This window comes from Streptomyces sp. B21-105 (genome assembly GCF_036898465.1).
Taxonomy (GTDB): Bacteria; Actinomycetota; Actinomycetes; order Streptomycetales; family Streptomycetaceae; genus Streptomyces.
The window spans coordinates 8,381,273-8,393,748 of record NZ_JARUMJ010000001.1 but is presented as its reverse complement, the minus strand read 5'-3'; the positions used below and the strand labels follow the sequence as shown (position 1 = coordinate 8,393,748).

Here is a 12,476-nt window from a genome sequence, read left to right as displayed (position 1 = left end):
GTGTTCAGCAGCTGTGGCGGTCGCGGTCCGGGGAGTAGAGGTGGCTGTCGCGGAACTGCTCCGCTCCCAGCGTCCGGCCGACCATGATGACGGCCGTGCGCAGCACCCCGGCGTCCTTCACCTTGTCGGCGATCTCGTCGAGCGTGCCCCGGATGATCAGCTCCTCGGGCCGGGAGGCGTAGGCGACGACGGCGGCGGGGCAGTCGGCTCCGTGGTGCGGCAGGAGCTCGGCGACCACCCGGTCGACGTACCGGGCCGCGAGGTGCAGCACGATCAGCGCGCCGCTGCGGCCGAGGGTGGCGAGGTCCTCGCCCTCGGGCATGGCGGTGGCGCGGTGGGCGATCCGGGTGAGGATGACGGTCTGGCCGACGGTCGGCACGGTCAGCTCGCGCTTGAGGGCGGCGGCCGCGGCGGCGAAGGCGGGCACGCCGGGGACGACCTCGTAGGGCACGCCGGCCGCGTCCAGCCGGCGCATCTGCTCGGCGACGGCGCTGAACACCGACGGGTCCCCGGAGTGCAGCCGCGCCACGTCGTGTCCCTCCTCGTGGGCGCGCAGCAGTTCGGCGGTGATCTGGTCGAGGTCCAGCTGTGCGGTGTCCACCAGCCGCGCGTCGGGAGGGCATTCGGCGAGCAGTTCGCGTGGGACCAGACTGCCCGCGTACAGACAGACCCGGCAGGCGGCGAGCGTGCGCGCGCCACGGACCGTGATCAGGTCGGCGGCGCCGGGCCCGGCGCCGATGAAGTACACGGTCATCGGTCTTCTCCCGCGGGGGTGTCGAAGGGGTCGGAGAGGGTGTCGAGGGTCTTGTGGACGGCCCACTGGGTCACCGGCATCGCCTGCCGCCAGCCGGTGAACGCGCCGACGGGGACGGCGTGCGCCACGGCCAGCCGCACCAGCTCGCCTCCGTGGCGGCGGTGGGCCTCGGCGAGCAGCGCCTCCGACTCCAGCGTGACGGTGTTGGCGACCAGCCGCCCGCCGGCCGGCAGGGCCGCCCAGCACGCGTCGAGCAGTCCGGGTGCGGTGAGTCCGCCGCCGACGAACACCGCGTCGGGCGGCGGGAGTTCGGCGAGGGCCGCAGGGGCCGCGCCGGTGACCACGCGCAGTCCGGGCGTCCCGAGCCGGTCGGCGTTGCGGGCGATGCGCGCGGCCCGCGCCGGGTCCCGCTCGACGGTGACCACGCGGCACGAGGAGTGGGTGCGCATCCACTCGATCGCGATGGAGCCCGAGCCGCCGCCGACGTCCCACAGCAGCTCGCCGGGGGCCGGGGCGAGGGCGCCGAGTGTGGCCGCGCGGACGTGCCGCTTGGTGAGCTGGCCGTCGTGTTCGTAGGCGTCGTCCGGCAGCCCGGGCACGGCGCCGAGCCGAGTCGCGTCCGGGGCGCGGCGGCACTCGACGGCGACGATGTTCAGCGGGTCGCCGAGCGGTCCGCCGGCGGGCCAGTCGTCGGCGGTGCGCGGCGCGGTCGTGTGTTCCCGGGCGCCGCCGAGTTGCTCCAGGACCCGCATCGGGCTCGGCCCGAACCCGCGGTCGCGCAGCAGGGCGGCGATCTGCGCGGGGGCGGCGGCGTCCGCGCCGAGGACGAGGAGCCGTCGGCCGGTGTGCAGGGCGGCGGCGAGGCGGGCCGTGGGGCGGCCGACGAGGGTGACCACCTCGACGTCCTCCAGCGGCCAGCCCAGCCGGGCGGCGGCGAGGGAGACCGACGAGGGGTGCGGCAGCACGTGCAGCCGTGCGGGGCCGAGTTCCTCGGCGAGGGCGCGTCCGATGCCGTGGAACATGGGGTCCCCGCTGGCCAGGACGGCGATCCGGCGGCCGGCGTGCGCGGCGAGGAGGCCGGGGACCGCGGGTCGCAGCGGCGAGGGCCAGGGGACGCGCAGGCCGGCGCAGTCGGACGGCAGGAGGTCCAGCTGGCGCGGGCCTCCGATCAGGACCTCCGCCGCACTCAACGCGGCGCGGGACGCGTCCGGGAGGCCCGCCCAGCCGTCCGCTCCGATCCCGACGACGGTGACCGCGCCGGAGGCGGAGACGGGGGTGGAGAAGGGGATGGAGACGGAGGGGGCGGGGGATGCGGTGACGGCTGGCGACGGTCCTGGTCGGGCGGGGGTCACTGCGCACTACCTCGGTGTTCGTGGACGGCTCGGGACGACAGGGGCGCACTCTACTGGGCGGTGGCCTGGGCGTTCGCGCCCGGGTGCCACCGCCCGCCTCCTGCCGCGCGGCCGCGGCGGTACGGCTCAGGCCCAGGCCGTCACCGGCACGAAGGAGCTGTCCTGCCGGAAGAGGTCCGTGCCGTCGGACTGCTCGACGCGCAGCTCGTAGTTGTAGTGACGCAGGTAGTAGCCCGGGTAGTTGTACGACTCGAAGCGGACCGAGCCCGCGACCGTTCCGGTGCGGGCGATGAAGGTGGCGTCCCTGGAGAAGGTCGACGTGCCGTCGTTGGAGTCGAAGCGGCCGCGGAAGGAGTAGTGGCGCAGGTACTTGCCGGCCGCGTCGCGGAACGAGTAGGCGTTGCCGTCGGCGAGCCCGGCGACGACGGTGAAGGTGGACGCCTGCTTCTCGGCCGTGGTGCTGGAGGAGGTGACCACGGGCAGGTTCAGCAGGGCGGACTGCTCCTGCCAGAAGCGGGTGGTGTAGTTGCCCGACCGCAGGGAGCGCGTGGCGTTCTTGGTCAGGGTCGGCCCGCCGCTCACCGTCTCCTTGATGACCGTGAAGTGGCGCGCCGTGCCCGAGATGCCGGGCAGCGCCTTGGGGGCGCTCCAGGTCGCGAAGGAGTCGTAGCTGTCGCTGTAGTAGTACTTGTGGTCGCCGTAGCCGTCGAAGAAGATGCGCCAGGCGCCGTTGTCGAGCTGGATGACGGTCGGGCCCTCGCGGTAGCTGCCCCAGCCGGCCCAGTCGCCGGTCTTCTTGATCGTGTAGGGGCCGGCGAGGTTGGACGCCGTCGCGTACTCGATGTACTTCGCCGTCTCGTTCTTGGTGAACGCGTGGTAGGTCGACCCGGTCTTCACGATGTACGTGTCGATGTGGTTCGCGCCGATGCCGGACAGGGCGACCGGCGCACTCCAGGCGGTCAGCGAGGAGTTGGTGGCCTTGAGGAGGTACGGCGTGAAGATCCACTCGTCGCTCGTCTTCGAGCAGGACACGATGACGTTGACGCTGCCGTCGCTGTCGACGAAGAACTCCGGGGCCCAGGCGCGGGAGATGTTGGCGATCGGGACCGTGTAGTCGTACAGGAAGGTCCAGTTGAGCCGGTCGGAGCTGCGGGCGAAGCCGATGGTGGTGCTGGTGTCCTGCCAGGTGTGGGTGGTGTAGGTGATGTAGTAGAAGCCGTCGGTGTGCTTGAAGACGCTCGCGTCGCGGATGCGGTTGGTGGGGGGTGTGTACGCGGAGGCCTTCAGCAGCCGGAAGTCGGTGGCGTCGTCGGACTGGTAGACGTTCACCGTTCCGTCGTTGCTGTCGAGGAACGGCACGATGGTGTAGCGCGTGGCCGATCCGGCGCCGGGCGCGGCGGCGAGGGCCGTGCCGAGCAGGCCGGGGGCCTCCCCGAGCACCAGCGCCGCTGCGGGCAGGACGGTCATCGCGCGCAGCAGGGCACGGCGGGACGGGGCGGGGGGACGTGTCGTCATGGTGCGGCTCTCCTACGGCTTCAGAGTTCGACATACCGAACAAAGTCCGGGAAGTCGATCAGAAGCTAAGCGTGCGGCGGAAGCACGTCAATCCTTTGCGCAGGAACACGAGATGCCTGTGGGGCGACCGTGCCGTCGAGGGGTCTGCCCACCCGTGACGTCCGACGCGGAGTCGACATGCCGGTGGGGCACGGCTGGGAGGACACCGCTTAGGGTGCCCCCGTGACCGCGTTTACCGATGCAGACGTCCCGGGCCGCTCCGGCCCAACCGCCACCGTCGAGGCCGACCCGCGTGAGGTCGGCCGGGTGCGCACCGAGTACTCCCCCGCGCACGACGGCGACCCGGACCCCGGCGAGATCGTGTGGACCTGGGTGCCGTTCGAGGAGGACGACGGCCGGGGCAAGGACCGTCCGGTGCTCGTCGTCGCCCGCGAGCCGGGCGGCACCTTCCTGGCCGTGCAGCTCTCCAGCAAGCGGCACGACGGCGACCGGGAGTGGGTGGCCATCGGGAGCGGGCCGTGGGACCGGACCGGCCGTGACTCCTGGGTGGACGTCGACCGCGTGCTGCGGCTGCACGAGGACGGAATGCGGCGTGAGGCCTGCGCGCTGGACCGGATGCGCTTCGACCTGGTGCGCCGGCGGCTCCACGAGCGCTACGGCTGGACCTGAGCACCCTTTTGGCCGAACGCGCCCTCGAAGGCGGTGCGGACCGCGCCGCCCGGTGTCCGGTCCAGCACCGCGAAGACCACGTGCATGAACCTGTGTTCGAAGCGCCCGCCGCGGGCCAGCAGGGTCCGAAAGGCACCCGCCACCTGCGCGGGGTCGTCGCGGAACACCCCGCAGCCCCACGCGCCCAGCACCAGGCGGCGGTAGCCGTGCGCGGCGGCCGTCTCCAGAACCCGTTCGGCGCGGACGGACAGGGCGCGCGGCAGTTCGCCGGCCAGATGCGGCGCCGTGCGCAGCACCACGCCCGCGTTCGGCGCGGCGGCCGCCAGGAAGCCGACGGCGTACGGCTCGTCGAGCAGGCGGCCCCGGTCGTCCCGGAACACGGGCACGGCCGGTGAGTGGATGACGCGGTCCGTGTAGAACGGGTCGCGGTGGGCGCGGTGGTGGTCGTAGAACTGCCGGGCCTCGAGCAGGCAGGTGTACAGCGCGGAGGCCCGGCACAGGGCCTCCTCCTGCGCCTGGGCGCCGTTCAGGTAGCCGCCGCCCGGGTTGCGGGCGGACGCGAAGTCGAGGACGGCGACCGGCTCGTCCGCCAGCCGGCGGGCGGCCTCCAGACTGCTCTCGCCGGTGACCTCGACGCGCGTGCGGGCGGGCGGGGATCCCGCGCGCGTTTCGGCGGGCGGGGACCCCGGCCCGTCGACCGGCCCCGGGCCCAGCATCCGCGTGCCCGCCCGGGCGGCCTCGATCGCCGCGGCGAGGCGCACCTCGCGTCCGTCGGACGCGCGGTAGCGGCCGGCCGCGACGATCTCCTCCGTCTGCCGGGCGATACCGCGCAGCCGCGCGCTCATGGCGCCACCCCCGTGGACCCCATGGCCGCGCGCCGCGCGGTCGCTCGCACCCCGCCCGACTCCCCTGACTCCCCCGCCTCCTTCGGGTCCCCCGTCGTGCCCATGCACGCATCGTGAGCGATCCTGGACACCACGTGCAACATGATTTTCCGGTGACCGGACCATGTGACGCATGTTCCGGGAACGTCCGGGAAACAGCTCTGAGGCGAAGGGAAACCGGCGGCGAACCGGTGGAGAATCGCCACGGGATCCAGGATTCACGGTCCTGAAAGTGCCGTTGTGCACCCTTGTGCGAATCGGATCCAGGGTCTTGGGTGGAACGAGCTCTACCGGTCCGGCCACACCGAGGCCGGACCGGTGGCATGGTGGAATCTCAGGAGGATCCCGACATGTCCGACTCGGTCAGCCACTGTACGAACGGAGCAGAGCCGCCACCCACCGCCCTCACCGAAGCCGAGGTGGAGGCGCTGGTCAGGGGAATCTGCTTCAAGACCGGCCCGCCCCGCACCGTCGGGGTCGAGGTGGAATGGCTCGTCCACGAGCTGCGCGCGCCGCGGCTCCCCGTCACACCCGAACGGCTCGAAGCGGCCTACGCCGCCCTGCGGGACGTGCCTCTGCGCTCGCCGCTCACCGTCGAACCCGGCGGCCAGCTGGAGCTGAGCTCGCCGCCCGCCACCTCCCTCATGGAGTGCGTGCACACCGTCTCCGCCGACCTCGCAGCAGTCCGCGCGACCCTGCGCGAACACGGACTCGCACTCGCCGGCATGGGCACCGACCCCTGGCACACACCGCGCCGGTTCCTGCACGAGCCCCGCTACGACGCCATGGAGGCCTGCCTCGACCGCACGGGACCGGCGGGCCGCGCCATGATGTGCACCTCGGCCTCCGTGCAGGTGTGCCTGGACGCCGGGTACGAGGAACCGGGCCCGCTCGGGCACGGCAGGCGCTGGTGGCTGTCGCACACGCTGGGCGCGGTGCTGGTGGCGGCCTTCGCCAACTCCCCGCTGCTCGGCGGCGCCCCCACCGGCTGGCGCTCCACACGGCAGCTGCTGTGGATGGAGATCGGCGCCGGCCGCGCGGGCGGACCGGTCATGAACGGCGATCCGCGCGCCGCCTGGGCCCGGCATGTGCTGGACGCGCCGGTGATGTGCGTCCGGCGTACCGGCGGGGCCTGGGAGGTGCCCGACCGCCTCACGTTCCGGCAGTGGACCCGGACGGGTGAGCCGACCCGGGAGGATCTCGACTACCACCTCACCACCTTGTTCCCGCCGGTCAGACCGCGCGGCCATCTGGAGCTGCGCATGATCGACGCGCAGCCCGGCGACGACGGCTGGATCGTGCCGCTCGCCGTGACGACGGCCCTGTTCGAGGACCCGGAGGCCGCCGAGTTCGCCTACCGCGCGGTCAAGCCGCTGGCCGAGCGGGCCCGCCCGCTGCCGGCTCCGCACAATCCGCTGTGGATCGACGCGGCCCGGCACGCGCTGACCGACCCCGAACTGCACGAGACGGCGGTCGCCTGCTTCGCCGCGGCCCTGCGGGCCCTGCCCCGTCTCGGCGCCGACGACGCCGTGCTGGAGGCCGTGACGGGCTACCGGGACCGCTATGTCCAGAAGGGGCGCACCCCCGCCGACGACCAGCTCGACCGCCTGCGCGGCACGGACACCCGCGCGCACGGGAAGGACCTCCGCACATGACCGAGCCCGCCCTGGACGCGCAGCCCGCATCCCCCGCGGAGCCCGTACCCGCCGCGGAGCCCGCATCCGCCGCGGAGCCCGTCCCCGCCGCGCACGGGGACGCCCCGGACCCGGAGGTGCTGCGCGCCCGCGCGCTCGCCTCGCTCATCACGGCCCGCACCCGCACGACGCTGCTCACCACCTGCGTCGAGGAACCCGACCTCACCGCCCAGCACTCCCCGCTGATGTCCCCGCTGGTGTGGGATCTCGCCCACATCGGCAACCAGGAGGAGCTGTGGCTGCTGCGCGCGGTGGCCGGCCGGGAGGCGATGCGCCCCGAGATCGACGGCCTGTACGACGCCTTCGAGCACTCGCGCGCCGAACGCCCCTCGCTGCCCCTGCTGCCGCCCGCCGAGGCCCGCCGGTACGCGGCCGAGGTGCGCGGCCGGGTCACCGACCTGCTGGAGTCGGCCGACTTCCACGGCACCCGGCTGACGGAGTCCGGCTTCGCCTTCGGGATGATCGCGCAGCACGAACAGCAGCACGACGAAACGATGCTGATCACCCATCAGCTCCGCACGGGGCCGCCGGTGCTGACCGCTCCCGACCCCGAACCGGTCCCGCTGTTCACCGGACCGGCCGAAGTGCTGGTCCCCGGCGGCCCGTTCACCATGGGCACGTCCGGCGAGCCCTGGGCCCTCGACAACGAACGCCCCGCCCACCGGCGTGAGGTGGCGCCCTTCCACATCGACACGACCCCGGTGACGAACGCGGCCTACCAGGCGTTCATCGAGGACGGCGGGTACGACGAGGAACGCTGGTGGACGCGGGAAGGCTGGGCGCACATCCGCGGGCACGGCATCCACGCGCCGCTGTTCTGGCACCGGGACGACGGCCAGTGGCTGCGCCGCCGGTTCGGCGTCACCGAGGTCGTGCCGCCCGACGAGCCGGTGCTGCACGTGTGCTGGCACGAGGCCGACGCCTACGCCCGCTGGGCCGGACGCCGGCTGCCCACCGAGACCGAGTGGGAGAAGGCGGCCCGTTTCGACCCCGCGACCGGCGGCTCGATGCGCTACCCGTGGGGCGACGCCGACCCCGCGCCGGAACACGCCAACCTGGGCCAGCGCCATCTGCGTCCGGCCCCGGCGGGCAGCTACCCGGCCGGCGCCTCCCCGCTCGGCGTACGGCAGTTGATCGGCGACGTCTGGGAGTGGACGTCCAGCGACTTCCTTCCCTACCCGGGGTTCCGGGCGTTCCCGTACAAGGAGTACTCGGAGGTGTTCTTCGGGCCCGAGCACAAGGTGCTGCGCGGCGGTTCGTTCGCGGTGGACCCGGTCGCCTGCCGGGGCACCTTCCGCAACTGGGACTACCCGATCCGGCGGCAGATCTTCTCCGGGTTCCGCACCGCGCGCTCGGCGGCTCTCTGATGTGCCGTCACCTCGCCTACCTGGGGCCCGAGATGGCGCTCGGCAGGCTCCTGGTCGAACCCCCGCACGCGCTGTACCGCCAGTCGTGGGCGCCGCGGCGGCAGCGCCACGGCACCGTCAACGCCGACGGCTTCGGGGTGGGCTGGTACGCCGAGGGCGACCCGGCGCCGGCCCGCTACCGCCGGGCCGGGCCCATCTGGGCGGACCTGTCCTTCGCCGACCTCGCCCGCGTCGTGCGCAGCCGGGCCGTGCTGGCCGCCGTCCGGGACGCCACCCTGGCCGGCGCCGACGCGGAGGCCGCGGCGGCCCCGTACGCGGCGGACGCCTGGCTGTTCAGCCACAACGGGGCGGTCGCCGGCTGGCCGCTCTCGTCGGCGCCGCTGGCGCGCACCCTGCCCGCCGCCGACCTGCTGTCCGTGGAGGCCCGCAACGACTCCGCGTTCGTTTGGGCGCTGGTCCTCGCCCGGCTGCGCGCCGGGGACCCGGCGGGCCAGGCGCTGACCGACACGGTCCTCGAGGTCGCCGCCGCGGCTCCCGGCTCCCGGCTCAACCTGCTCCTCACCGACGGGGCGACCGTGACCGCGACCGCGTGGGGCGACACCCTCTGGTACCTGACCGAACCCGGCGGGGGCACGGTGGTCGTGGCCTCCGAACCGTACGACGACGATCCCCGCTGGCAGGAGGTCCCGGACCGGACCCTGCTCGTGGCGAGCCGCGCCGACGTCCTGCTCACCCCCCTCAAGGACCCGAGCGAGGACACGGCATCCGCACCACGCAAGGAGACCGGTACGTGAGTCCGTTCCACATCATCCGCACCCTCCCCGAGGACGCCACCGACGCCGCACTGCGCGCCGACGTCCGGCGCGGCCTCACCGCGACCCCCAAGTGGCTGCCCCCGAAGTGGTTCTACGACGCCCACGGCAGCGAGCTGTTCGAGCGCATCACCGAACTGCCCGAGTACTACCCGACACGCGCCGAGCGGGAGATCCTCGCCGACCGCGCCGCCGAGATCGCCGCGGTGACCGGCGCCCGCACCCTCGTCGAACTGGGCTCGGGATCCTCGGAGAAGACCCGCTATCTGCTCGACGCGCTGACGGACCTGGACACCTATGTGCCCGTCGACGTCAGCGAGAGCGCGCTCACCCAGGCCGGGCAGGCCCTGATCGCCGAGCGGCCCGCGCTGACCGTGCACGCCCTGATCGCCGACTTCACCGCGCGGTTGACGCTGCCCGACACCCCGGGCCCGCGACTGGTCGCCTTCCTCGGCGGCACGATCGGCAACCTGCTGCCGGCCGAGCGGGCGGCGTTCCTCGCCTCGGTGCGCGCCCTGCTCGCGCCGGGTGACTCACTGCTGCTGGGGACCGACCTCGTCAAGGACGAGCGGGTGCTGGTGGCGGCCTACGACGACGCGGCCGGGGTGACGGCCGCGTTCGACAAGAACGTCCTGGCCGTCGTCAACCGTGAGCTGGGCGCGGACTTCGACGAGGACGCCTTCGATCACGTCGCCCTGTGGGACGCGCGCAACGAGTGGATCGAGATGCGGCTGCGCTCCCGTACGGCGCAGACCGTGAAGGTGCCCGCGCTGGATCTGGCGGTCGACTTCGCGGCCGGCGAGGAGCTGCGCACCGAGGTGTCGGCGAAGTTCCGGCAGGAGGGGGTGCGGGCCGAGCTGGCCGCCGCCGGACTGGAGACGACCGACTGGTGGACGGACCGCGCCGGGCGCTTCGCACTGTCGGCGAGCACGGCGCGCTGAGCACGGCGCGCCGAGCACGGGCCGGACGCGCCTGAGCACGGGCCTGGGGCGTGACGGCGGCCCGGTCGGGCGGGCCGGGGCGGGGGTCGCGCGGGCTGCGCCGCCCCCGCCGCCATGGCCGTACGGACCCGTGCGAGGGGTCGGGGACCCGCACGGGGGCGCCCGGAACCGGCCCGTCCGCTCCGACGTCTCGCGCTCCGCCGCAGCTTGGGGCACGGTGGAGTGACGCGTGACATACGTGACGACGCCGTCACGGTCGAGAGGAGCAGCCCCGATGTCGAACCACACCTACCGGGTCACGGAGATCGTCGGCACGTCGCCGGACGGCGTCGACCAGGCCGTCCGCAACGGGCTCGCCCGCGCCTCACAGACGCTGCGCAACCTGGACTGGTTCGAGGTGACCCAGGTGCGCGGCCAGATCGAGGACGGCGACATCGCACACTGGCAGGTGGGCCTGAAGGTCGGCTTCCGCCTGGACGAGTCGGACTGAGCCGCCCGGCACGGCCCGGCAGCCCAGAACCGCTCAGGTACGGCCTTCACCCTCCTGTGCCTGCTTCAGCTCCCCCGAAGGGGCGGCCCAGCGCGCCCGCACGACGGTGAACCCGGCCCGCTCTGCGTCGGCGCAGACCAGTTCGTCGTCGTCGACCAGGACGCGCACGGTCCGGTCACGGGCGAGCCGGCGCAGGATCTCCAGCTTGGTGAGCCGGGCCGGCCGGCGGTCGCCGTCGCGCCGCATGTGCACCCGCCCCTGCGGCAGCCCCTGCGCGGCGAGCCACTCCAGCGTGTCGCGCCGGCAGCGCTCGGGCCGGCCGGTGAGGTAGACGACCTCGCACTCCTCGGCGCTCGACAGCGCCAGCGCGACGCCCTCGGCGATCGGCGGATCGTCCGGCGCGGCCGCGAAGAACGCGTCCCAGTCGCGCGGCCTGCGCTCCAGGAACCGCTGCCGGTGGGCCGTGTCGGCGAGAGTGTTGTCCAGGTCGAACACGGCGAGGGGCCGCCTGCTGCTGTCGGTCACGCCGCCCACCCTAGCCAGACGCCGCCACCGGGCATCCTTCGGCAGCCAATTGCTAATGGGATCCATTTTCATATAGCGTCCTCGGAGCTCACCGCGAGCCGACCGAGGAGGTTCCCATGGCCGTTCCCAAACGGAAGACGTCCCGCAGCAACACCCGTCACCGCCGCGCCCAGTGGAAGGCGACCGCACCGCGGCTGGTGCCGGTCACCGTCGACGGCGTGCGTCACCTCGTGCCCCAGCGCCTGCTGAAGGCGTACGAGCGCGGCCTGCTGCACCCCGAGGGCTGAGGGCCGCATGCACGACCGCACGCTGCCCGTCACCGTCCTGTCCGGGTTCCTCGGGGCCGGCAAGACGACGCTGCTCAACCACGTCCTGGCGGGCCGCGCCGGGCTGCGGGTCGCCGTCGTCGTCAACGACATGAGCGAGGTCAACATCGACGCGGCCCTGGTCCGCGGCGGTGCGGCGGCGCTGTCGCGGACCGAGGAACGGCTGGTGGAGCTCACCAACGGGTGCATCTGCTGCACCCTGCGCGACGACCTGCTCGAGGAGGTCGACCGGCTGGCCCGCGAGGGCCGCTTCGACCATCTGCTCATCGAGTCGAGCGGCATCTCCGAACCGATGCCGGTCGCCGCCACCTTCGCCTTCGCGCGCGACGACGGCGCGACCCTGGCGGACGTGGCCCGCCTGGACACCATGGTCACGGTCGTCGACGCGGCGAACTTCCTGACCGAGCTGGCGAGCGGTGACGACCTCGACGAACGCGGCCTCGCCCCGTACGAGGACGACGAGCGCACGGTCAGCGATCTGCTCGTCGACCAGGTCGAGTTCGCGGACGTCATCGTGCTCAACAAACTCGACCTGGTGGACGAGGAGGCGGCCGGCCGCCTGAGGGCCGCGCTCGCCCGGCTCAACCCCCTCGCGCGCATCGTGCCCGCCGTGCACGGCCGGGTGGATCTGAACGAGGTGCTGGGCACCGGTCTGTTCGACCTGGAGCGGGCCCAGCAGGCGCCGGGCTGGGTGCGCGAGCTCAACGGCGACCATGTGCCGGAGACCGAGGAGTACGGCATCTCCTCTACCGTGTTCCGCTCCGGACTCCCCTTCCATCAGGGGCGGTTGTGGACCTTCGTCACCGAGGGACTGGACAGCGGGCGGTACGGGCGCGTCCTGCGCTCCAAGGGGTTCTTCACGCTGGCGAGCCGCCCGCGGGTGACGGGACTGTGGTCCCAGGCCGGCGCGGTGGCCCGGTTCGAGCCGTCCGCCGCGCGGGACGCCGACGCGCCCCACGCGCAGGAGCTGGTGTTCATCGGCACCGACCTGGACGCCCACGCGCTGCGGGCCGCCCTCGCCCGGTGTCTGCTTGCCGACGGCGAGGGCATACCGGCCGACGACCCGTTCCCCGCCTGGGACGCACCCGGCCTCGACGACGTCTGCGAGCACGAGCACACTGCGGGGTAGAGGACGCCGGGGATCACC

Annotated in this window: 13 protein-coding genes; 8 read left to right on the top strand and 5 right to left on the bottom strand. The window is 73.5% G+C overall.

What is annotated here, in order from left to right; all coding sequences use genetic code 11:
• Positions 1–4 precede the first annotated feature (4 nt).
• From cobM to QA802_RS37545, 3 genes are all read right to left on the bottom strand, one after another.
• Positions 5–754 carry a precorrin-4 C(11)-methyltransferase gene (gene cobM / locus QA802_RS37555; RefSeq protein ID WP_334532502.1) on the bottom strand — a complete coding sequence of 250 codons (750 nt, stop codon included), beginning with the start codon at positions 752–754 and terminating at the stop codon, positions 5–7.
• The gene (gene cbiE, locus QA802_RS37550) at positions 751–2,043 is read right to left on the bottom strand and encodes a precorrin-6y C5,15-methyltransferase (decarboxylating) subunit CbiE (RefSeq protein WP_334535136.1); all 1,293 of its coding nucleotides are present in this window, start codon (positions 2,041–2,043) and stop codon (positions 751–753) included. Before cbiE ends, cobM begins: the two co-directional genes overlap by 4 nt.
• 189 nt (positions 2,044–2,232) lie before the next feature.
• Positions 2,233–3,621: a glycoside hydrolase family 43 protein gene (locus QA802_RS37545; protein ID WP_334532500.1), complete on the bottom strand. Its 1,389-nt coding sequence runs from the start codon at positions 3,619–3,621 to the stop codon at positions 2,233–2,235.
• Between the two features lie 222 nt (positions 3,622–3,843).
• On the opposite strand from QA802_RS37545, the gene QA802_RS37540 reads away from it, so the two are divergent.
• Complete coding sequence (locus QA802_RS37540) at positions 3,844–4,290, top strand: type II toxin-antitoxin system PemK/MazF family toxin (RefSeq protein WP_334532498.1); 447 nt, start codon at positions 3,844–3,846, stop codon at positions 4,288–4,290.
• Here the strand turns inward: QA802_RS37540 and QA802_RS37535 are convergent.
• Entirely contained in the window at positions 4,275–5,135 is an 861-nt protein-coding gene (locus tag QA802_RS37535) for a TIGR02452 family protein (protein WP_334532495.1), read from the bottom strand. The genes QA802_RS37540 and QA802_RS37535 overlap by 16 nt on opposite strands.
• A gap of 389 nt (positions 5,136–5,524) precedes the next feature.
• Between QA802_RS37535 and egtA the strand changes: the two genes are divergently transcribed.
• The 5 genes from egtA (at position 5,525) to QA802_RS37510 (ending at position 10,478) form a co-directional block, all read left to right on the top strand.
• Positions 5,525–6,829, top strand: a complete 1,305-nt coding sequence (gene egtA / locus QA802_RS37530) for an ergothioneine biosynthesis glutamate--cysteine ligase EgtA (RefSeq protein ID WP_334532492.1) — start codon at positions 5,525–5,527, stop codon at positions 6,827–6,829.
• On the top strand, positions 6,826–8,235 hold the full coding sequence (gene egtB / locus QA802_RS37525; protein WP_334532489.1) for an ergothioneine biosynthesis protein EgtB: 1,410 nt from the start codon (positions 6,826–6,828) through the stop codon (positions 8,233–8,235). Before egtA ends, egtB begins: the two co-directional genes overlap by 4 nt.
• Positions 8,235–9,029: an ergothioneine biosynthesis protein EgtC gene (gene egtC, locus QA802_RS37520; RefSeq protein WP_334532486.1), complete on the top strand. Its 795-nt coding sequence runs from the start codon at positions 8,235–8,237 to the stop codon at positions 9,027–9,029. The genes egtB and egtC overlap by 1 nt, the downstream gene beginning before the upstream one ends.
• A complete protein-coding gene (gene egtD / locus QA802_RS37515; protein WP_334532484.1) occupies positions 9,026–9,988 on the top strand; it encodes an L-histidine N(alpha)-methyltransferase in 963 nt (320 codons plus the stop codon). The genes egtC and egtD overlap by 4 nt, the downstream gene beginning before the upstream one ends.
• 274 nt (positions 9,989–10,262) lie before the next feature.
• A complete protein-coding gene (locus QA802_RS37510) occupies positions 10,263–10,478 on the top strand; it encodes a dodecin (protein ID WP_107445296.1) in 216 nt (71 codons plus the stop codon).
• A 33-nt stretch (positions 10,479–10,511) separates the two neighbouring features.
• Here the strand turns inward: QA802_RS37510 and QA802_RS37505 are convergent, their stop codons facing one another.
• A complete protein-coding gene (locus tag QA802_RS37505; RefSeq protein WP_334532478.1) occupies positions 10,512–11,003 on the bottom strand; it encodes a phosphatase domain-containing protein in 492 nt (163 codons plus the stop codon).
• A gap of 116 nt (positions 11,004–11,119) precedes the next feature.
• Here QA802_RS37505 and rpmF point away from each other — a divergent pair, with 116 nt between their 5' ends.
• On the top strand, positions 11,120–11,290 hold the full coding sequence (gene rpmF, locus QA802_RS37500) for a 50S ribosomal protein L32 (RefSeq protein ID WP_319171525.1): 171 nt from the start codon (positions 11,120–11,122) through the stop codon (positions 11,288–11,290).
• Positions 11,291–11,297: 7 nt separating this feature from the next.
• The gene (locus QA802_RS37495; RefSeq protein ID WP_334532473.1) at positions 11,298–12,458 is read left to right on the top strand and encodes a GTP-binding protein; all 1,161 of its coding nucleotides are present in this window, start codon (positions 11,298–11,300) and stop codon (positions 12,456–12,458) included.
• Positions 12,459–12,476: the final 18 nt, after the last annotated feature.